Annotated in this window: 11 protein-coding genes and 1 pseudogene; 11 read left to right on the forward strand and 1 reads right to left on the reverse strand. The window is 51.3% G+C overall.

The features are described 5' to 3' along the window. The first annotated feature begins 104 nt into the window (after positions 1–104). The 5 genes from DXY31_RS13230 to DXY31_RS13250 are packed head-to-tail and all read left to right on the forward strand — an operon-like array spanning position 105 to position 10,759. Positions 105–1,637 carry a TolC family protein gene (locus DXY31_RS13230; protein WP_170953701.1) on the forward strand — a complete coding sequence of 511 codons (1,533 nt, stop codon included), beginning with the start codon at positions 105–107 and terminating at the stop codon, positions 1,635–1,637. Further along, a complete protein-coding gene (locus tag DXY31_RS13235; RefSeq protein WP_114994182.1) occupies positions 1,634–3,028 on the forward strand; it encodes a hypothetical protein in 1,395 nt (464 codons plus the stop codon). Before DXY31_RS13230 ends, DXY31_RS13235 begins: the two co-directional genes overlap by 4 nt. After that, a complete protein-coding gene (locus DXY31_RS13240; RefSeq protein ID WP_114994183.1) occupies positions 3,028–5,220 on the forward strand; it encodes an ATP-binding cassette domain-containing protein in 2,193 nt (730 codons plus the stop codon). Before DXY31_RS13235 ends, DXY31_RS13240 begins: the two co-directional genes overlap by 1 nt. A 4-nt stretch (positions 5,221–5,224) precedes the next feature. Then, a complete protein-coding gene (locus tag DXY31_RS13245; protein WP_114994244.1) occupies positions 5,225–7,369 on the forward strand; it encodes an ATP-binding cassette domain-containing protein in 2,145 nt (714 codons plus the stop codon). A gap of 6 nt (positions 7,370–7,375) precedes the next feature. Further along, a complete protein-coding gene (locus DXY31_RS13250) occupies positions 7,376–10,759 on the forward strand; it encodes a type 2 lanthipeptide synthetase LanM family protein (protein ID WP_114994184.1) in 3,384 nt (1,127 codons plus the stop codon). Here DXY31_RS13250 and DXY31_RS13255 read toward each other — a convergent pair. Beyond that, positions 10,700–11,080, reverse strand: a complete 381-nt coding sequence (locus DXY31_RS13255; protein ID WP_114994185.1) for an Npun_F0494 family protein — start codon at positions 11,078–11,080, stop codon at positions 10,700–10,702. The two genes, DXY31_RS13250 and DXY31_RS13255, sit on opposite strands and share 60 nt — an antisense overlap. 55 nt (positions 11,081–11,135) lie before the next feature. Here DXY31_RS13255 and DXY31_RS13260 point away from each other — a divergent pair, with 55 nt between their 5' ends. The 6 genes and pseudogenes from DXY31_RS13260 to DXY31_RS17085 all read left to right on the forward strand — a co-directional run. Then, entirely contained in the window at positions 11,136–11,708 is a 573-nt protein-coding gene (locus tag DXY31_RS13260; RefSeq protein ID WP_114994186.1) for a nucleoside triphosphate pyrophosphatase, read from the forward strand. Between the two features lie 74 nt (positions 11,709–11,782). After that, positions 11,783–12,052, forward strand: coding sequence for a hypothetical protein (locus DXY31_RS13265; protein WP_114994187.1), 270 nt, complete (start codon positions 11,783–11,785; stop codon positions 12,050–12,052). Positions 12,053–12,426: 374 nt separating this feature from the next. Next, positions 12,427–12,768: a hypothetical protein gene (locus DXY31_RS13270; RefSeq protein ID WP_114994188.1), complete on the forward strand. Its 342-nt coding sequence runs from the start codon at positions 12,427–12,429 to the stop codon at positions 12,766–12,768. 40 nt (positions 12,769–12,808) lie between these two features. Continuing rightward, positions 12,809–13,210 carry a hypothetical protein gene (locus DXY31_RS13275; protein ID WP_137025001.1) on the forward strand — a complete coding sequence of 134 codons (402 nt, stop codon included), beginning with the start codon at positions 12,809–12,811 and terminating at the stop codon, positions 13,208–13,210. A 422-nt stretch (positions 13,211–13,632) separates the two neighbouring features. After that, positions 13,633–16,599: pseudogene (locus DXY31_RS17865) on the forward strand (beta strand repeat-containing protein); the annotation flags it as partial. 54 nt (positions 16,600–16,653) lie between these two features. Continuing rightward, on the forward strand, positions 16,654–22,213 hold a 5,560-nt coding region (locus DXY31_RS17085; RefSeq protein WP_244279782.1), incomplete at its 3' end, for a hypothetical protein.

Here is a 22,213-nt window from a genome sequence, read left to right on the forward strand (position 1 = left end):
TTTGATGACTACGATTAATGAGGTAATCGTTGCTTCGAACCAGGCAAGCCAAAAGCACGTTCGGAGTCGTTATCGGTTTGCTTCCAATCAGTCTTCTGTTTCCGTTGACTTATGCGCAAGTCGCAGAATCTGGATCCAATGTTCAGGTCAATGCTGTTGGAGCAGTCAGTCAGGTTTCCGGGCAAGAAACTCTCTCAACCGAGCAGCAGGCTGATCAGCTTCTGGCAAGACTGAGTGCATTGCGAGAGAGAATTGATCAGTCTGCTCGCAAAATTTCACTTGATGAAGCAATTGCGCTTGGAATTCGCAATAACCCTGAACTGGTTTCAGCCTTTCGATCCATTCAGGAATATGAGTGGCAATTGATTGCTGCTCAGCGTCAGTGGTATCCCACATTTCAAATCAGTAACGGTGCACCTACGCTTGGCCTGGATGTTGTTACTTATACCACTAAGTACTATAATGACCCCAACAGAGAATCCACTAGCACGTCTCCTAATAGTGCTATAAATAGTGAGCCCCTCTCAATATCTCAATATAATAATACCTTAAACTTTCAACCCAATGCGTCTATTTCATGGAATTTCATTGATCCTACTCGTCAGCCCGATATCAACGCGGCGTCTGAAGCCCTGCGTCAGCAAAAGTTGCTATTCGAGGTCAGCGCGCGAGATTTGATTCTCAATATTCAGACTTCGTATTTTGCTTTGCAAAGTACGCGACAGTTAATTGGTGAGTTTTATCAAATATATGATATCAACCGTCAGCTTCTCGAAGTCAATAAAGCGCGTTATGAAATTCGTTTGGTGTCCATGCTGGCTCTGGCTCAGACACAGACTCAGCTCTATAATCAGTTGAGTCAATTGTTGGGATACACCAATCGATTTATTGAGGAATCAGCAACTCTTGCGATGCGCCTGGGCTTGCCTTCCGATGTTCTTGCCTTGCCTGACGAAAAGGCCAATCTTTATCGAGACTGGTCTATGACGTTGTCTGAAACAATCGATCGCGCAGTTGAATCACGAGAGGAGATTCTTGCCAGTCTTGCTGCTGCAGAAGAAGCGCGTTGGGAAGGGATCAGCAAGATGAACAGCTATTTGCCGATTATTTTGTTGTATGGACAGGGTTCTCTTTCGATGGAAAGCGGTGTGATTAACGGCTTACCCGGCCGTGATAATACTTTTAGTGAACAACTTTTCACCACCTGGAATGGTGCCGTTGGCCTGGGATTTGAATGGACCTGGGACGGAGGGGTTGATGCGGCCATTGCTCGTTCTGATGATGCTCAGGAAGAGATGGAGCGTTCCAGGGCCGAGACGAATCGTCTCAAGGCCGTTCAGCAGGTTCGCTCCAGTTTTGGCCAGTATGAAACTTCGCGTGTTGCCGTCGACAGCGCACGCCTTGCCTACAAGTCGGCTCAAGTGGCTCAGGAAGCAGCCAGGGCCCGTTATGAGATTGGCCTTGGAGACATCACATCCATTGTCCAGACTATTGAACAGCTGGGAACCGCTTCCGTGACATTGTCTGAGTCCATACTTAATTATAATAAATCCGTAGCCCAGCTCTATCGATACTCGGCGACTTGGCCAAGTGACAGTGATCAATTAGTGCGTCAGCAGGAGAAAAGCCTGAGATGAGAGAAATCTTCGAAAAGCGTGCCCTGCGCAAACGTCACCAGGCAGGAGATAAGCATACTCCAATTGTTGTTCTTTCTCCGCCTCTACGCATCACTCTGGGGCTTGGGGTTGCTTTGGCCGCAGTAGGTGTTATCTGGGCATTTCTGGCAAAAATACCGATTGAGGTTAAAGGCACGGGTGTTCTGCTGCCTGTTGGAGAGATCAACCGAGTTCGGGCTCAGGTGTCCGGTATCACCCGCTGGATGTTTGCTGAAGAGCAAAAAGACTGGGTTGCTGATGTTCAGAAATTCCAGCTTCAGCCCGATCAGCTTTCAGATGCAGCTGTATTGGATCTCTCGCGTCGCATCCTCCGTACTTATTCAACTCCTGAGTTTTCTGCTCCACAAACCAATGGTGTACTTTCAGATGAAAGGATGTTCCCCAAGGGAACTTTGTTGATCTGGCTGCAGTCGCTTCAGGAGCAGGAGTCGTTGCAGGCACAGGTTGACACGCTCGCCTCGGTTGGCCGTCTCAATCGTGTTCAGCAACAAACACTGATTCAAAAACAATCGATTCTCGAACAAGAGCTCAAGAGCAGAGAAGCTTTCCTTAACTCGATGCGCGATTTAACGAAAAAAGGTTTCGTTAGCAAGCCAACCATCCTTCAAAATCAAGCTGAAGTTGACAATCTCAAATCCAAAGTTTTTTCCAACCGCGATTCTTTGGTTAACTTGCAGACTCAATTGCAGCAGTCATTCATCAAGCTGCGTAAGTCGCTTGCACAGATGATTTCGAATGGATTTGTTTTTGCTGATAACGACTTATATATCCGCCAGGTGATTCCCAACAATGGTGAAGGGGTGTCCCAGGGAGATCTCTTATTGCTGCTAAGTCGTCATTCGTTGAGCAGCCCTGTGCAGATCCCTGTATTCCTCTCCGAGCGTGAATCAGCTCAGGTCACTGTTGGTATGTCGGTGCTTGTCACCCCGGTGGGAATGCGTCGTTCTGAGGTGGGAGGAATACTTGGGCGCGTTGTGCAGATGTCTGAATTGCCTAGCGGGGATAAGGATCTGGAGGCTCGTATTGGTTCCAGTAGCCTGGCCAAGGTGATTCAACAGCGTGAACCCAGTCCCACGCTTGCGATTGTTGAACTGCAACGCTCCCCTCAAGACCGTGGCGGGAATCGTGGTGGCTATGTCTGGAATTCCAAGGGTGATTTGCCTTTTGCGCCCAAAACCGCCGATCAGCTCAATGTCTCGATCACAACTCGTCGTGTAGCGCCCATTTCCTTGGTGATTCCACGACTGAGGCTGTTGCTGGGGCTGGCTCCACCTGAAACCCCTCCAATGAAGGATCGTCATTCAGATCAATCGTCGTCCTTGTCAACCGGTATTCAAAAGGTGCCTGGCTGATGAAGTCCTCCGCTTCGCGTCGGATCAAGGCCACCACTGTTCTGCAGTATGAAGCGACTGAGTGTGGTGCTGCATCACTGGCCACGATCCTCCGTTACTACGGTCGGATCGTGCCATTGCCTCAGCTACGGCGCGAATGTGGTGTTAACCGTGATGGTTCCAATGCCCAGCGCGTGCTCCTGGCAGCACGAAGCTACGGGCTTCAAACTAAGGCCTTTCGCTGTTCCGGTGAGCAGCTTGTCTTGCAGGGACAGTTTCCCTGTGTCGTCTTCTGGGGATTCAACCATTTCCTAGTGCTTGAGGGATTTGACCAGCAGTACGCCTATGTGAGCGACCCCGCTGAAGGTCGGGTTCGGATGTTGAAAGGTGAATTCTTTGATCAATTCACCGGTGTTGTGATGGAGTTCAGTCCAGGCCCGGAATTCAAGCGTGGAGGCCATGACGAATCTCCGCTTTGGATGCTGCCTGGATTGCTGTTGCCTTATCGGAGGCAGGTGCTGAGTCTGCTCCTCGTAGCCTCGATTCTGCTGATTCCGAATCTCTTAGTTGCAGGTCTGACCTCGTCTTTCATTTCTGATTTCTTACAAGAAGAAAGGCTCTACTTCGGCATTCCCATCGTCTGGTTGTTGGCATTCAGCTCCGTGCTTTGGCTCATCCTTTTGATCGTTCAGTTTGTCTTGTTGCGTCGGCTTGAACTGTTGCTGTCTAAGAAGTTGACCGTTGATCTGTTCGAAAAGCTCTTTTCGGTGCCATGGGCGTTTTTTCAGGTTCGCATGGGGGGAGAACTGGCGTCCAGGATGTTGCTGGGGATGAGAATCACCCAGGTCGTTGTTGCACAGTTGCTCCGTTTTGTGGTGAGTATCTGGGCGGCGCTGCTGTTGATGGTCGTCACCTGCCTGATTTCGTTCTGGCTGACAGCACTAGTTGCAGCGCTCCTTGTCTTCAACCTTTTATTCAATTGGTGGCTCACGGTTCGCCGTTATGACGCCAACCGCAAGCTTGCCATTGAGCAGGGGAAGGCGCAGGGCCGTGCCCTGCAGGGCATCAACTCCATCGAAACACTCAAAGCGTCCGGACTTGAGTTCGATTTTCTGAGTCAGTGGCAGGGAAATTTCGGATCGGTCGTTGAACAGAACCAGTTGCTTGGCGCTCAGCTCGCCTGGTCCAGCATCAGTGCCAGCAGTGCAACCTTGTTACTTCAAGCTCTTGTGATCACTGTCGGTGGTCTGTTGATCATCGATGGAAGGATTTCTCTGGGTCTGCTTGTTTCGTTTCAGTTCCTTCAAGCCCAGTTAGTGGCGCCGATTTCCACACTTCCTCAGCTGAGTTCCACCCTTCAGCGTCTGATTGGAAATCTTGGCCGATTATTGGACCTTACGACGACGGCAGATGATCCGCATGTACGCAGTTTTCAGGCTGCCAGGGATGGATTCGATACGGGAGATCGTCTCCAGGGACGGATCACACTCGAAAGGGTCACCTATGGATTCAATGCCGTTGACCCTCCCTTTATCCCAGCCCTCGATCTGGATGTTCCGGCTGGGTCAAGGCTGGCGCTAGTGGGTGCCAGTGGATCTGGTAAAACCACTTTGATCCGGATGCTTGCAGGTTTGGTTGACCCTCTTCAAGGTCAAATTCTGTTCGACGGTAAGACCTGGGATCAACTGGATGACCAGGTCGTGCGCGGGAGTATCGCTTATGTGCCGCAGCAGGTGTTTGTTTTCAATGCCAGCCTTCGCGACAACATCACTCTATGGAATCCTGATTTCACTGACGAAGATCTTCAGGCTGCAGCGGCCGATGCTCAACTGCTGGAGATGGTCAACTCGCAACCGGAGGCCTTTCAGCGGCAGTTGCGAGATAATGGCAGTGATCTCAGTGGTGGAGAACGCCAGCGTCTTGAGATCTGTCGTGCTCTGATTCGTCGCCCATCGGTTCTGCTTCTCGACGAAGCCACCAGCTCACTCGATAACGTCACACAACGTCGAGTGATTGATGCCGTCCAAAAGCGTGGCATTACTGTCGTTAGTTGTGCGCATCGGCTGGATGCAGCACTGAGTAGTCAACAGGTTCTTGTTCTGGCTCACGGCAAGGTGGTTGAGCTTGGTCATCCTGATGACCTGTTGGCTAATCCGGATGGAGCGTTCACGAAGCTCGTGGCCGCTGAACGGCGTGATCAGGTGGAGGTTTGATGGCATGACCGACTCACGCAAACGCGCTCTTCAGCAGGTCGATCACCTAGAGAACGACCTCCTCTTTGAGGTTGTGGAAGAAGCTGATCCTCAGCGTGATCTTCGACTGATCGGCTTTTGTTTGCGGCGTCTGGAAGCACCTGCGCAGTCTCTCATTGCCATGCCCGATGCTGATATCAGTTTTCAGCTCGATCACAACGATATTCATCATCGTCGAGTGGACGCACCGCGTGAGCCATGGAAACGTGAATTTCCCATGCTGATCGTGAAAGATTTGGCGAATGGTGAACCCCTGGCGTTGTATCGCGAACGTGGTCGGAACTGGTTCTATTCAGCAGCTCAGGGAAAGCACTGGCTCGTGCCGACGGATATTCGCCTCGACAGAGATGCCTACGAGATCTATCCATCACTGCCGGCCAAGATTCTTGGCCCCTTAGAGGTGGTCAAATTTGCATTCAGCACGGAGTGGAATGCCATCTGGGCTCTGGTTATTGCCTCTGCTGTAGTGATGACATTTCATCTGTCTATTCCGATGTTCACCAATGTTCTGGTGAACCGGATCCTGCCTGAAAACGATAGTGCACTACTGATTGAGGGTTTAGCAATTGTGATTGTAGTGGTGGTGGGTGTTGCTGCTGCCCAGTATTTGCAGACCATGATGATGCTGCGGATTGAAAGTGTTACGGATCTGCGATTACAGACCGCAGTCTTTGATCGCGTTATGCGTCTTCCAATGCGCTTCATTTCCAAATACACCACCGGTGATCTTTCCTCGCGTGTTGAATCGATCAATCAATTACGTCAATTACTCGGAAGTGGTGTTCTCTCGACCTTGCTCACTACAGTCTTCAGCTTGGGTTACTTCGTTCTGATGGTGATTTATGACCGCTCACTAGCCATCTGGGCTGCTTTGTTCACGGTTGTTTCTCTGACATCTCTGCTCTATCTCACAATTCGTGATATTCAATTGCAAAAACCATTGTTGGAGACTGGAGCTGAGATCACCAATTTCTCACTGCAATCTGTCATGGGACTTCCGCAAATTCGTAGTTCCGCAACAGAACCGTTTGTTCTGCTTCGCTGGCTGCGCGAGATTAATCGTTATGCGCTGTTGCAATTGCGCAGCAACTTTTATAACGATGCGATCGAAATGTTCGGGACGCTGGTGAGTCCACTGGCTTCCTTAATGCTGTTCGCACTGGTGACTCACAAACTCCTGGCAACTGCCAGCAATTCAGCCGAGTTTGAGCTGATTTTGGTGAGCTTTATTTCCTTCAACGCTGCGTTCACAGGATTCAATGCAGCCCTTTCCCAGGCAGCCAATCTTGCTGCCAATACTTTAGGACGAGCCAGCGTTCTCTGGCAGCGTGCCGAACCAGTGATCTATGCCGAAGTGGAGCGGGGCTATGAACCCGATGCTGTGCATCATGACCTGGAGGGTCATTTCCTTTTCAGAGATGTTGTTTACCAGTTTCCGGGTTCTAATGATCCGCTTTATCGCAATCTCAATTTCGAGATCACACCTGGCCAGCACACGGTGATCACAGGGCCGAGCGGCTGCGGAAAAACCACAATTATCAACATGTTCCTGGGCTTCGTTGAACCTCAGGGGGGTGATTTACTGGTCGATGGTATTGCGCTGCCTCAGCTCGCCATCCGCCATTACCGCCGTCAGCTCGGTGTTGTTCTGCAGACCGCCCATCTTAATTCCGGCTCGATCTACGACATTGTCTCTGGCGGTCTTGTGACTGAAGAAGATCGAATCTGGGCAGCGCTTGAATCTGCTGCCGTGGCTGATGACGTGGCAGCCATGCCGATGAAGCTCGAGACGATTGTGATGGATGGGGCAGGCAACATGTCCGGTGGCCAGGCACAAAGAATCGCAATCGCCAGAGCGTTGATTCACCAACCTCGAGTGCTCCTAATGGATGAAGCCACCAGTGCTCTGGATCCTCCATCACAACAGCGCATCAATGAAACGGTTCAGTCACTTGGGATTACAAGGATCAGCGTTGCGCACCGTTTGGCCACCATCCGCGATGCGGACAGGATCATTGTGCTGCGTGATGGTGTAGCCGCTGAAAGCGGAACCTGGGACGAACTTAAACAACACGGCTACCTTGCAGAAATTCTGTCTAAGGGACACTGAGAGACGATGACAGCGCCAAAGACACCCTTTTCCTTGCATCAGATGATGGGCTCTGAAAAGGTTTCGCTCTCTGAATCATCTCCTGGCACGCCCATCACTCGCGACGATCTCGAAGACCGGCAGCTAGGGCTTGGTGAAGCCTGGTTAGAAGCGATCGCGCCTCAGGAGCTTGAAAAGCTTGAGCGTCGCTTTGCATGGTCCGGACTTGATCGTGAGGCTCTTTACAGAGTGCTAGATCAGCTTGAGCAACCTGATGAACCCTCAAGAACGGAGATCTGGTTTCAGGAGTTGACGTTTCTGCAGGAAGCATTGCGCAGTGATCCTGAACGCGAGCTTGAGCCTTATGTCGAGGAGGTGTCGGAGGCGAATCCTGATCAGCTCCCTTTCAGCGACCTGTGGCTTCCAGCGGTTGAGGCTTTCGTCGCTCGTCTGCGCAGCAACTTGGTCGATCTCCAGCACCGCAGTATCGATGATCAGGTTTATCGCTCTCTAGGTCGGTCACTGCTCACCAGGTTGAGCAGTATCTCTGAACAGGCTTTGTTCGAGCAGTTCAACCTACAGAGGCCTCCCGGAGCGATGTTGCTGGCTCATCTCGGTACAGATGGCGATGGGCAGGGTCCTCCTGTAAGGGAGTACTACGAGCGTTTCATCAGGGAGTATCGGTGCGATGGATTGGCCACTTTTTTGGAGACGTTCCCTGTTCTGGGACGTTATCTGGGGCAGGTCTGTGGCGATTGGCAACGGTCCAACGAAACTTTGCTTCGGCGGATTGATGCTGACGCGATTCCCTTGCAGCAGCTCTTTGGCGTCGAGCCTGAGATGGTTCTATCCGGAGTTCATCAGGGCCTAAGTGATCCCCACAATCATGGTCAGGTTGTGAGCATTTTGAAGTTCGCTCAAGCCGATGGAAGTTCTTCCGTGCAAGTGGTTTACAAGCCCAAGGACATGGGCGTGGACTTGGCTTATCAACAGGCACTTGAACATCTCAACAGCGTCAGCACACTGAAGCCGCTGCGCAGTTTGCGGATTTACTGCGGCAACGACTACGGATACATGGAGCATGTCGAGCATCGTCTCTGTGAAGGAGATGATGAGCAGGAGCGCTTCTATCGCAATGCTGGACGATTGACAGCCGTCCTTCATCTCCTGGGTTGTACGGATTGCCACTACGAGAACCTGATCGCTTGCGGGGATCAGCTGCTGTTGATCGATACCGAAACTCTTCTTGAGGCCGATTTACCTGATCATGTTTCAGATGCCTCTGATCAACAGACAGCCCTGTCTCAGTCGAATCTTCAGAAGAGTTTTCAGAATTCAGTGCTTCGATCAGGTTTGATGCCGAACTGGCTTTTTGTCGGTCAGGCCAAGGTCGCTGTCGATATCAGCGCTCTAGGCATTGCCCCCCCTCTCAAGCCCCTGACGAAGGGGCCGGGTTGGCTGGGGCTGAACAGTGACGGAATGATGGCTGCCCAGATCAGCCGTCCATCATTGTTGCCCACGAGTCTTCCAGTGGGTGTTGGTGCAACCAACGGTCTCAACGCCCATCTTGAGACGTTCTGCCAGGGATTCCGTGAGCAGTGCTCTGAATTTGAACGAACGCGTGAGGACTGGATCAGACCCGGTGGAGTGCTCGATCAGTTCCGTGGGCTGCCTCGTCGCATTGTGCTTCGGGCCACCCGAGTTTATTTCGCATTGCAGCGTCAGCAACTTGAGCCAGCGGCTCTGCGTTCGTCCCTCCGCCAGGGGCTCGTGCTCGAGCAGCTCAGCCGCAGTTTTCTAATGGCCAGCGAACAACCGCTGCACTGGCCTGTATTTGAAGCTGAATTGCGTCAGATGGAGCGTTTGGATATTCCATTTTTCGTCCATTCCATCGATGGACAGGATCTGCCCTTAGTTGACGATATGAAGCCCGTTGAGGGGTTTATGGAAACCAGTGGTCTGGAGTCGAGTCGTCAGCGTATTGCTGAATTGGATCCAGCAGCCGTTGCGTTCCAGGAGCAATTAATCCGCGGTACGAGCCGTGCGCGCATTTCCACTGAAGTTGGCAGAAGTCCACGAGATGTCGTTGCGCCTAATGTAGACGTCTTGACGCTTACGCCGGAACAGCTCTATCAAGAGAGCCGTCGTCAGCTCGAGATGCTCGAAGAGATTGCCATTCGCGATGCGGATGGTCTCATCGACTGGCTGGGAATGGATCTTGGCAGTGATGGTGAGAGTTTCTGCTTCGGGCCTGTTGGTACTTCGCTTTACGGTGGATCCATCGGTGTTGCTTTACTTGCAGCCCATTTCGCCGACGAGCCAGGTCCAGCCGAACTGGTCGAGAGTTGTGTGAAACCTCTGCTGCAGATGGGTGAAAAGGACCGGGATGGTCTCCGCCTGCGCTGGTGGCGTGATCAGGCGCTTGGCTTAAGTGGTTGCGGTGGTTCTCTCCTCTCTATTCAGGAGTTGGCGACTTGGGGACCGGAATCACAGCAGCCAATGCTCCAGGAGCTGCAGACCAGTCTTATCGAGGCATTGTTGCCGGAGCATATTCGCGCCGACCTCGGTCTCGACATGATCGCTGGTGTGACCGGTCTGATGGGACCTCTGCTCAGGGATGGTTCGATACGAGCGCTTGATTTAGCTGTGATTGCCGGAGATCATCTTTTGGGCCTCCAAAACGAACATGGAGCTTGGAGCGTTCGTGGCAAGCAGCCATTGCTCGGCTTTTCGCATGGCACCGCCGGATATCTCGCTGCGCTTGTCAAGTTAGGGCAGCAGCTGGGTGAGCAGCGTTTCCTCGATGCGGCAGCCAAGGCTCTCACCTATGAACGAGAGCGTTTTGATGTGGAACACCTCAACTGGCCCGATTACCGAGATCACCAACCCGATGAGCCGAACAAGTTCATGACCTCTTGGTGCCATGGAGCACCTGGCATCGCCTTGAGCCGGGCTTGTCTGTTTGGCTCTCCTCTCTGGGATGAGCAGTGCGTTGATGAAATGGCTAACGCCCTGCAGACACTTACTGCGCTGAGTTTGCCGTTCTGTGATCATCTCTGCTGCGGCACCTTTGGAAATGCCGGCATTCTTCGCGTTGTGGCTGAGGGGCCATGGGCAAAGTCCGTCACAGAGTCAGTCCGTACAGCTGCAATCAACAGATCGTCTGAGCTTGTTGCTCAGGCTGTCTCCATTGCAGATCAAAGTGGCGGAGCTTTCCGTGGTTTTGGAACGTCTGAAGGCAATCTGTTGCTGCCGGGTTGTTTTACAGGCATGTCCGGAATGGGTCTCGCTCTGCTTGATCAGATGAATCGCGATGATCGTCTCGGCACGTTGATGACCATTGGCTTGCTTTCACCAGCGGGGGCGATTGCGACGACACCAATGCATGAATCGGCTTCCAAGGCCAGCTGAAGGGATCGTTTCCGGCCAGGGCATCAGCACCTCCCTGCCAAGAGGGGTCAAACGGACCCGTTCCGTTAGCCCCTGACCGTCAACCTCCCGACGCAACACTCCCAGTTGAATCAGCCAGATCAGCAGATCCTCTGTTTCCCTGGCATTCAGCCGCCGTCGGGTCTGAAACGACCAGTCTGATTGAGCGACTAATTCAGTGCTGCTCAGGGCTGCTTCTTCGACGTTGCGGTAGAAGCTGCGTTGGAAAGGCAGGCAGCACAAGGCTTGGCGTGCCCGCCCCAGAGCATGCCTTGTGAGTTCGCTGGGGTCCTGAAGAGTCACGCGTGAGCTGCTGTCAGTGCCATTCTCGTTCTCAGCGCCGCTAACTGAGACACCAATGTTGCTGCTGGCTTCAGCGTCCCAAGCAAGACGTCGCCTTCTAGAACAGGCTGCCATTCCCCATCGCGTTCAGGTCAGCGGTGTCGATGAAGAGGCCATTCAGGATTCCGATCCGACCGAATTGGTGAGGCGTCTGGCGCAGGCCAAGGCGATCGCTGTCCGGAACCAGCTCAGACGCAATGAAATTACAGCTGTGCTCGGCTGTGATTCGTTGTTTGTCTTCGCCGGTCAGGTGTACGGAAAGCCCACTGATTCCGCTCAGGCAGTGGAACGCTGGCAACACATGCGTGGATCCTGGGGTGATCTGCATACGGGCCACTGCCTGTTGCCAGGCAAGGGTGTGACGTCGCAGCAGCCTCTGCTGGCGTGTGTGACCACACGAGTGTTGTTTGCCGATCTCAGCAATCAAGAGATTGAAGAGTATGTCGCCAGTGGCGAACCGCTTCGCTGTGCCGGAGGCTTTGCCCTGGAAGGTCTTGGAAGCTCCTTTGTGGAACGTCTCGACGGTTGTTATTCAAACGTGATCGGGCTCAGCTTGCCGCTGCTGCGCCGTTGGCTACCGCAGGTTTGATACATCGCAAGGCAGGACGTTGCCATTTTTCGTTTGCCGTAGCTAAGTCAAGGACAGTTGCTTTGTGGGTGGTCATGACCCGTTTGATTGGCCTTGTCATTCCTGTTGTCTCTTTGGCCTTGATTCCGCCGGCATCAGCGCTTGAGCCTCTGCAACGCTCCCTGGCCAGTTCACCTGTAGTTGTATCAACAGCACAGCCACTGGATCTTTCATCAGAGCAGACCCATTTCAGTGAGTCTTCCAAGCATTTTGGAGATTCTGATGGTTCATTAGTCACTCCCGTTGCACCAGGAGAGAAAGGACGCCCTCCCTCTGGGCACGCCTTGCTTGACCTCAACTTCTGATGGTTTTTAAAACGGACTAGGTTGAATTGATATGACTTGGCTGAGTATCAATATTTTGGTAATCAGCCGTAATTTGCTCGTCTGATGTCGTTTGGCATCTGCGGAAAAGTGATGCTATTTATTAAACGTCAATGTCTGGAGCTCGAAGTTTGCAGGGCTGGTGATTCGTCCAATAGCCCAATGTTTGATCTTGAAATATTCAAGAATTGATCAACCTGTGTTGGGTGGCGCTTTTGTGGTGATTTGAGGTCAATTCAGGCTGGCTCTTTCTGTTTTTTTTTACAATCAATTTCCGCAGTAAAGTGTCAATGCTGAAACCAAGAATTTTTTCGTTTCCCTTCGTTATTTTGTCAACTGTCTTGTTGTGGACTTCCATGGCTCCGCTTGGGTTCGCCCAGTCACAAGGGAATGTTAAAGCCATGTCTCAGCAAGAGTTGCAGTCTTCGCTGTTTCAGGCTGCGCTAACAGTTTGCTTTCTTCGAGGTAATGATATCGATTTTAAGTTAGCCCTCAGTGCAGCAACGATTCCTGTTGTCCAGGTTTTAAGAAACCGTTATGACGGCAGGGTCGAAGGTTTTGAGAGTACGTTTAGTGACAATGCATGGATTAAGTATTTCGGCGTCAAAATTAGTGAAATTTCGCTTTCCTATTGCTCTAAAGTGATTCCTTCGAATGTGTCTAAGGAGTTGTCTGATTTCAAGGATCTGAAGAAGTGATCTCAAGGCTATTTGTTGAGACTTGATTATCTGTGAAGAGTTGTCCAAAGGCATGTTTTTTGTTTGTGTTCATACTCAAAATATCTTTTTTGATACCCTATATCTCTCGATGATTTGTTTGTACATCGTTGATGATTGGCTCTTTTGGTCGAGGTTTGAAGCCTGTGGCAGATGCTCAGCAAGCTGGTCAGTCTGGCCCTATTGCTTAGGCAAAGGCTGCAGTGCTTTTCTCTGCGACGGTATGGATTTCTCGGCATCGCAAGATTGTCTCAGCCAGATCGAACAGATGAAGAAGAGTGTCGCTCTACACCTTGGAGCTTTATCGCAGATGTCCGATCAACAGCGAATTTTGCGTTATGGATGGCGTCTGCACTATATTCATCCTAGTAGTGAACTCCATCTCTTTGAAAAGGGCATTCAGAAGAATCTGCTTGTTGCCTGAAGTCAATTAGGCTGATATTTGTCCAAGCGTAAGTTTGATATTTGGCTGATGATTCTTGAGCCAGGTGGATATAATGTATGTCATTGTCACAGCCCGAGCTTTTTTAATTGGGTGATTTTTTAAACGAGTTTGATGAAATATTTGGTCCACTTATTCTGAAAGATGCCAGACTATATCGCCGGTTTTCCATGGGACATAGCCATTTTCTGTGGACATTCCGATCAATGCTGAAGCAGGAAGAATTATCATTTCCCCTTCATGTCTGGAGCATTTTGTCTAAACAAATTTCTCTAGAGAATCTATGGCTGTTGTTGCTTTTAACCTTGGAGACTCATTGAGTCCTACTTGAGATTAGTTGTAAAGCCTGACAATTCATGTCCGATTCTCAGAATTCTCTAAGGTTTTCTGAAGTGTAAAAAAGCGTGAATTACCGCTGTTTAAAACTCGGTTTAGCCGTCTTGCAGGGTGGTTTATGGGCTTTTGGGCAGGTTGCTCTTCATGCTGAGAGTTTCAGCGCGCCCAACGGCGCCACCTCCTCGGGTGTTGATTCTGTCGCTATCGGTGAATCTGCCGCTGCCGCTGGGAATTCATCGACTGCAGTGGGTCGCTCGAGCAATGCCTCTCAGGACAGTTCGGTCTCCATCGGTCATGGAAGCAATGCATCAGCTGCTTCGGCGACGGCGATCGGTAAGGCAGCAACAGCATCGAAGGCCAATGCATTAGCGATTGGTACAAGCTCTGCTTCAGATCAAGCGAATGCCACGGCGATAGGAACCAATGCCAATGCTTCTGGCACCAATGCGACGGCGATTGGAACGAGCGCCAATGCCAATCAAGCCAATGCGGCAGCACTGGGAACAACAGCTGTTGCCGGTGGAGCGAATGCAACGGCAGTAGGAACCAATGCCAATGCTTCTGGCACCAATGCGACGGCGATTGGAACGAGCGCCAATGCCAATCAAGCCAATGCGGCAGCACTGGGAACAACAGCTGTTGCCGGTGGAGCGAATGCAACAGCGATTGGCGCCAGTTCTGGAGCGAGCCAAGCCAACGCCACGGCCGTTGGTGCTGGTTCGCAAGCAACGGCTGCGAATAGCGCTGCTTTCGGTAGCGATTCGACTGCGAGTAGCAATAACTCTGTTGCCATTGGCACGAATGCAACTGCGGCGGATTTGAACGCTGCAGCGATCGGTGTTGAGTCCTCCGCTAATGGCACCAACTCAACGGCTCTCGGTGTTGGAACCAAGGCTTCTGGACCCAACGCATTTGCGGGCGGCACCAATGCCAGTGCATCAGGTACCAATTCAATGGCACTAGGTGCTGCTTCGATTTCCAATCAAACCAACTCAGTCGCACTTGGCATATCAGCTGTAAGTTCAGCGGTTGGTGCGACTTCACTGGGTTCAGGCTCAAAAGCCTCGGGCGCTAATGGTGTTGCTCTTGGGCTTGGATCCAATGCAGCAGCCAGCAATGCTCTGAGTGTTGGCTCAAGCTCTTGTGCGATAGCCAGTAATTCAACGGCATTGGGAGTTGGTGCACAGGCGACGGGAGTGAATAGCACTGCATTGGGAGCTGGCTCATCAGCAACACTCCCCAATCAATTCACTCTTGGAACAAGCGATAGCGCCTATTACATGCCTGGGCTTGGCACTAACGGTTCAGTTTCAGCGCCAACAGCGACAACTTCTAATTCCAGTGTGTCTGGTTATGTTTGGTCTTACAAAGTAGCTGGAAGTAACTCAAAGTCATACATGGCTGTTCCAGATGCAAACTCAAGTAGTGCATCTGCTGCGGCAAGTTATATTAAATCAAACGAATATGATCTCACTGGAGATACGATCACGATAGGCATTTTAAGTAATACGCTAATTAGTTATACTCAGCAAACTAACTATAGTAATTATACTGATCTCAGTAGTCAAAACTGGACAGCGGCTCCTTCAGATTTTTACGCCTCTTCTTCTGTTGTTGCTCCAAATGGAAAATTATATAGTTCCCCGAACACTACTAGCTCTACTTCTAATGCTGTTTGGTATCTGCAGGGTGATTATGCGGTCAGCGTTCAGAATAGTTCGTCGATAGCAGCTGCAAATTGCAATCAAGTTTCATGGAATGCTCCAAATTTCACCTCTAATTCTTGTACCCCAATTCCAAATAGCACTTGGAGTCACGAGGGTACGGAAAATAACCAATCATGGTATTACTCGAATGGTGCGAGCGCCCCTAATGCGTCATCTTCGAGTTCAAGTTATATGGACTCAAATGGTTCATTGTCATCCTCGTCTTCTGTTTCCACCTCTTCTGTTTACCCTTCGTTTGTTTCTTCGTTAGGTGCTGCAAGTCAGTTTTTGGCTGGTGCTGGTCAAGCTCAATCTGTAGGCAGTACCGCACCTGGCTATCTATCTAACGGTCTGGCTGGAACTTGCATTACGAGTAAAGGCGCCAATACGTCTGGTGGTGATGAAGCCCTCTCTATTACCGGTGCAGATATTACGATCATTGGTGATGCGTTCTTGCTTTCGATTGAAAGTGCTGAAGTTGAGGCACTCGAAGGCGAAATAACCTCACTCTTTGTTGATGGAACTGTTGATTGTGGAGGGATTTGTGCAGGTGGAGGAACCTCAGATGGAAATGCAAACCTTGTAGCTGGGGGATATGTGGAATTGTCTGGTATCAACGCGGATGATGTCAATTTACATATCGATAACGACCTTGAATATTGGGATCAAAGCCTTAATGGGCAAGAAACTCTTGATATTTATAATTGTGGCCCATCTACTCAGGGCTATGGAGTCGGCGATCTTGGCGCGAATCAAGCTGCATATACCGCCGATACCGCAGTCGGTAAGCTTGCTAAAGCCGATGGCACAGCTAATTCAGCTGGTGCTACCGCGATCGGATATGAAGCTTATGCCACGGAAGCCTACACCACTGCAATTGGAGCCTCTGCTTATGTCAATGAATCGAGTTCAACAGCCGTCGGTTTTGGCGCGAATGTCACTGCAATAAATTCAGTTGCCGTTGGAGCGAATTCAACCGTTTCGGCTGACGCTAACGGTGCTACTGCTATTGGGTATGGATCTTATTCTAAATCTATTGATTCAACAGCCGTAGGAAGGAATGCTGTTGCACATGGGGATAAGGGTGCTACTGCCTTGGGCAGTTTTGCAGGTGCTACAGGAACTAATTCTTTGGCTCTTGGCATCACTGCTATTTCTTCGAGCACCGGTTCGATTGCAACTGGCGCGGGATCTTCGTCTACTGGAGAAAACGCAATAGCAACTGGCGTTGGCGCTAATGCTTCTGCCACTAATTCAATCGCAACAGGCACAAGTTCAAATGCTTCTGTCACTAATTCAATCGCAATAGGTACAGGCTCTAAGGCCAATAACGCTAATGCCATTGCGATTGGTGCAGGGTCTAAAGCAACAGGTGTGAATGCGGTGGCTTCAGGGGCTGGTGCAGAAGCATCGGGAAATAATTCTCTTGCATTCGGTGCTGGATCAGCGGCAACCCAAACCAATTCCGTTGCGATTGGAGCGGGATCTAGAGCAACAGGTGTGAATGCAGTGGCTTTAGGTGCTGGTTCAGAAGCATCAGGCGCGGATGCGCTTGCTTTCGGTTCAGCTGCTGTTGCTAATCAGAACAGAGCGACTGCTATCGGGGCTGGCTCAAAAGCGACAGGCAATGATGCAGTCGCTCTTGGCAGTAATGCTGAAGCTGCAGCAAACAATGCGATGGCATTGGGAACCAATGCCGCTGCCAGTGAAGTTAATTCTTTAGCCATCGGTAGTGGATCTAATTCGGCGGGTGTCAATGCCACCGCCCTCGGTGTTCGTTCCAGTGCTTCGGATACGAATTCCTTAGCTGTCGGCACTGGCTCCATCTCCTCGGCCGCAAATTCCACTGCAATCGGCGTGGATTCCAACGCGTCTGCAATTAATGCTCTTGCTTTAGGTAGTGGATCTAATTCGGCGGGTGTCAATGCCACCGCCCTCGGTGTTCGTTCCAGTGCTTCGGATACGAATTCCTTAGCTGTCGGTACTGGCTCCATTTCCTCTGCTGCAAATTCCGCTGCAATCGGCGTGGATTCCAATGCGTCTGCAATTAATGCTCTTGCTTTAGGTAGTGGATCGATTTCCTCTGGTACGAATTCCATCGCGGTTGGATCCTCTGCTAGATCCGCTGTTGTCAACTCCACCGCTGTGGGTAGTGGATCGAATGCCAATGGAGTTGATTCCATTGCGCTCGGTGCTGGCGCTGCTACCAATGACTCTGGATCAGTAGCCATTGGTGCAGGATCCTGTGCGTTCGCAACCAATTCAACGGCGATTGGTTTCAATTCCAGTTCCAATGGCACCAATGCCATTGCAATTGGAGCTGGGACCTCTGCCACATGTGCCAACTCCTTTGTGTTGGGTGCAGGTGCCATTGCCAATGGTGTAGGTGCTGGGGCGATTGGCTATTTGGCCAACACACAAGGTTTGGATGCCATGGCAGTGGGCGTTAAGGCCTGTGCTGTCGAAAATAATTCCATGGCGATAGGAACATCCGCCTGCTCAACGGGTGTTGATTCGATTGCTATTGGTTTTAGTGCTTGCGCCAGCGATACCAACGCCTCAGCGATCGGTACCAATGCAACAGCCAATGGCACTAATTCCATGGCCTTTGGTGCTAATTCACGAGCTTCTGGCACGAATTCCACAGCGATTGGTGCTCAATCCTTTGCTGACCAGACCAACTCTTTTGTGATTGGCCCTAACACCGTTGCTTGCGGTGTCAATGCAGGTGCTATCGGTGCGAGTGCTAATGCCAATGGCGAATCTTCACTTGCGATCGGTGTTCAATCTTTCGCGAAGGAAGAAAGTTCTCTGGCATTAGGGACCAATGCCCAGTCCATTGGTACAAACTCAACAGCGATTGCTGTTAACGCCTCGGCCAGCGGCGCCAACTCAATGGCTTTGGGCAAGACTGCCAGCGCCACCGGCGTCAATTCGACAGCGATTGCTGTTGCTGCGTTGGCCAATGGTTTGGACAGCGTCGCTCTGGGTGTTCAGTCCAATGCCCAAGGCGAAAAATCGATGGCCTTGGGCACCAATACCTTGGCAAGTGGTGTGAATGCCACGGCTATTTCATCGAACGCCACAGCTGCTGGAAATAACTCTGTAGCCCTTGGCGTTTTCGCGAACGCTCGTTCTGAGAGTGCTTTGGCTTTTGGCACCAATTCTTTGGCTAATCAGACGAATGCTTTAGCCATCGCTTCTAATTCAACTGCCGATGGACCCAATTCCATTGCCATTGGTGTGTTGTCTAGTGCTTTGAAGGCCAATGCTCAGGCATTTGGAGTTAGGGCCTATGCCGATGGCACCAATGCTGTTGCCATTGCAGCGAACTCGAATGCCACTGGAGCGAATTCCATGGCCTTGGGTGTTGACTCAATTGCTTCAGGACCTAATTCCACTGCAGTTGGTGTTGATTCGAATGCCTCAGGCACAAATTCCACGGCTTTAGGTGTGGTTTCGGTTGCCTCTCAAACCAATACTGTTGCTATCGGCACCAATGCAACTTCATCAGGTGTTGGCGCGTTGTCGTTTGGTGCGAATGCGCAGGCAACGTCTACCGACACCATGGCTTTTGGTGTCAATGCCTTAGCGAATGAAGTGAATGCTACGGCGATTGGTCGTAGCGCTTTAGCAACCGGGGAAAATTCAATTGCGGTTGGTTTGTTTGCCGAGGCCTCCGGCAATGTCGCTGTTGCGATTGGTATGAACTCGACAGCATTGGCTGAGAAGTCGATGGCCTTTGGAGCCTCTGCCAATGCTTCTCAGAACAATTCTTTGGCCATTGGCACCAATGCTTCAGCGATCGCGAACAACACCATGGCACTTGGTACGGATTCCGTCGCCAATACCAACGCTGCTTTTGCCGCTGGTTTGCGTTCTCAAGCAACTGGTTTGGACTCCATGGCTTTGGGGCTTGAATCTGCGGCCGCGGGTGCAAATTCAACTGCGTTTGGTGTTAATTCCAATGCCAGTACTACCAATTCCTTTGCTGCTGGATCTTTCGCCTCTTCACTTGGGATCAATAGCATTGCCTATGGAACCAGCTCTTATGCCAATGCAGAAAATGCTATGGCAACTGGTACTCAAGCGAATGCCACCGGCATCGATTCCATTGCAGCCGGTGTTCTTGCTAATGCGACTGAGCTCGGTGCGTTGGCTTACGGCGCTCGTGCCATGGCCACCGGTGTTAACTCCACCGCCATGGGTGCATCGTCTCGCGCACTTGGTGAAAATGCTTTGTCTTTGGGTGAAAAATCAGAAGCAACTCAGGATGATGCTTTTGCAGCAGGTGCTAAGGCGAAAGCAACAGCCAATGGATCAATGGCGCTTGGCGAGCAATCCACGGCGTCTGAAAACAATGCAACAGCGCTTGGTACTCAGTCCGTTGCTTCTGGTGTGAATGCCATTGCTATTGGCACATCGACACTCGCCAATTCAACCGATTCGTTTGCAGGTGGTTTTGATGCATCAGCACTTGCACTGAATTCGATGGCACTGGGAAGTGGTGCCATCGCGATTGGAGTTGATGCGTATGCCGCAGGACGACTCGCCAATGCCTCTGGTCTTCGAGCATTGGCTTTGGGGACAAGTGCTTCTGCCTCGGAACAGGGAGCCTATGCAGCTGGATCTTTCGCCAACGCATCTGGCATTTCCTCAATGGCATTAGGTTCTAATGCTGCCGCTAGCAACCTGTCCGCCTATTCAGCAGGTTCTGCAGCCTTCGCCTCTGGTTCTAATTCGATGGCGCTTGGCACTGAAGCTCTTGCAAGTGCCGATAGTTCTTATGCAGCTGGTCACTATGCCAATGCCAGCGGAGCGAATTCAACGGCACTCGGCAGGAACGCTATGGCTTCCGCTGCTGATGCTTACGCAGTTGGAGTTTCTGCGACTGCTTCTGCAATCAATGCACTGGCTTTTGGACCATTAGCCAATGCGAGCGGGGTCAACAGTATGGCTCTGGGAAGTGATGCGAAAGCAAATGCGACTAACGCGTTCGCTGGAGGCGTCGACAGTATTGCTCAGGGCATCAATTCAATGGCGCTAGGAACGAAAGCCTATGCGTTGGAGGATGGATCGATTGCTTACGGAGTTGCGAGTCAGTCCTTAGGAAAAAACACCTCGGCTTTTGGAACGAATGCTATTGCGAATGGCAGTGATGCCATCGCCTTTGGTCACAACGCTAATGCTAATGCGGCTGAAACGATTGCCTTTGGCGCTAATTCGAATGCTCAAGCCGATTCTGCAATTGCTATCGGTTTCAACAGTTTCGCGAGTCAGAACAGTGCGACTGCTGTTGGTCGTTTTGCCAGTGCGACGGCAAATCAATCAATTGCTTTGGGCTATTACGCCAATGCTGATGCCAATCAAGGTATCGCAATTGGTGATCGGGCCCTAGCGAATGACACCTACACCATTGCTATTGGCTCCAATTCTGAGGCAACTGGTTCCCGAAGCCTTGCTATTGGAACCAAGGCTTTTGCCTCTGGTGAAAATGCAGCAGCGATGATGGTCTGTTCTCAGGCGATTGGTCGCAATTCGATGGCCTTCGGCCAATTCTCATACGCCAATAGCAACAACAGCTTTGCGATGGGTGTTGATGCTCGTGCAACTGCTATTGATGCGTATGCAATTGGCGTCAATGCCAATGCCACACATACCAATGGTTTCGCCTTTGGCACCTATGCCAATGCACAGCAGGTCAATGCTTTTGCTGTTGGACCTAATGCCTTCGCGAGTGGGATTAATTCCTTCGCGGTGGGTCCCAATGCGCGAGCGACTGGAAATGATTCCTTTGCTTTTGGTCCAGGTGCAGTCGCGACTGGTGATGGTTCCTTTGCCCTTGGAGATTTTGCGACTGATGCCTCTGGCGCCAATGATTCTTTGGAGACCGGTGATGGCGCCAAAGTCAGCGCAAGCAATGCATCAGCTTTCGGCACGGAGTCCACAATTTGGAGTGGCGCTACTTACTCCTATGCCTATGGATATGACTCACTTGTTTATATCGGCGCAGAGAATGCTATTGCATCGGGTACTCAAGCCAATGCTCTAGCTAATAATTCCATGGCGATGGGGATGCAAGCCCAGACAGGTGGTGCTAATTCCATCGCAATTGGCTATGGCGCAAAAACTTATGGCACCTCGAATCACCAACAATCCGTCAATTCAATTGCTGTAGGTATTTCATCTCGTGCCAATGGCTCGAACTCCATGGCTTATGGATCAACAGCCAGTGCCAATGGTGCTAACGCCACTGCATTTGGTGCTAATGCTTCATCGATCGGGCCCAACACGCGGGCAGCCGGCACCAATGCTAGTGCCACTGGTTTCAATACTTCAGCATCAGGAACCGGATCCAGCGCTTCAGGTGTGAATGCATTCGCAGCTGGTGTTGGAGCTACAGCTAGCGGAACCAATGTTCGCGCGGAGGGAACATTGGCTTCAGCCATTGGGTTGAATACTTCAGCGTCAGGAACGGGTGCGAGTGCTTCAGGGGTCAATTCAGTTGCAAAAGGAGTTGGTGCGGCTGCGAGCGGAACCAATGTTCGCGCGGAGGGAACATCTGCTTCAGCCACTGGGGACAACACCTCAGCATCCGGAACGGGTGCCAGCGCTTCAGGGGTTAATGCGATCGCAAAAGGTGTTGGAGCTACTTCAAATGGCACCAATGTGCGTGCTGAGGGAACATTGTCTTCTGCCACCGGTTTCAACACTTCAGCATCCGGAACGGGTTCCCGCACGTCAGGTACTAATTCATTCGCAGCGGGTGTTGGAGCCACAGCGAGTGGCACCAATCTGCGTGCGGAGGGAACGGCCGCCACTGCTACAGGATTTAATGCATTTGCCTCGGGTGTGGGAGCTACGGCGAGTGGCACCAATGTGCGTGCAGAGGGAACGGGCGCCAGCGCTTCAGGGGTTAATGCATTTGCCTCGGGTGTAGGAG

Source organism: Synechococcus sp. UW179A, assembly GCF_900473965.1.
GTDB lineage: Bacteria > Cyanobacteriota > Cyanobacteriia > PCC-6307 > Cyanobiaceae > Synechococcus_C.

Excerpts from the sequence above, each read along its gene's own strand:
- DXY31_RS13235 (WP_114994182.1), top strand. The coding sequence starts at position 1,634 with ATGAGAGAAATCTTCGAAAAGCGTGCCCTGCGCAAACGTCACCAGGCA.
- DXY31_RS13240 (WP_114994183.1), top strand. The coding sequence starts at position 3,028 with ATGAAGTCCTCCGCTTCGCGTCGGATCAAGGCCACCACTGTTCTGCAG.
- DXY31_RS13245 (WP_114994244.1), top strand. The coding sequence starts at position 5,225 with ATGACCGACTCACGCAAACGCGCTCTTCAGCAGGTCGATCACCTAGAG.
- DXY31_RS13250 (WP_114994184.1), top strand. The coding sequence starts at position 7,376 with ATGACAGCGCCAAAGACACCCTTTTCCTTGCATCAGATGATGGGCTCT.
- DXY31_RS13260 (WP_114994186.1), top strand. The coding sequence starts at position 11,136 with ATGTTGCTGCTGGCTTCAGCGTCCCAAGCAAGACGTCGCCTTCTAGAA.
- DXY31_RS13265 (WP_114994187.1), top strand. The coding sequence starts at position 11,783 with ATGACCCGTTTGATTGGCCTTGTCATTCCTGTTGTCTCTTTGGCCTTG.
- DXY31_RS13270 (WP_114994188.1), top strand. The coding sequence starts at position 12,427 with ATGGCTCCGCTTGGGTTCGCCCAGTCACAAGGGAATGTTAAAGCCATG.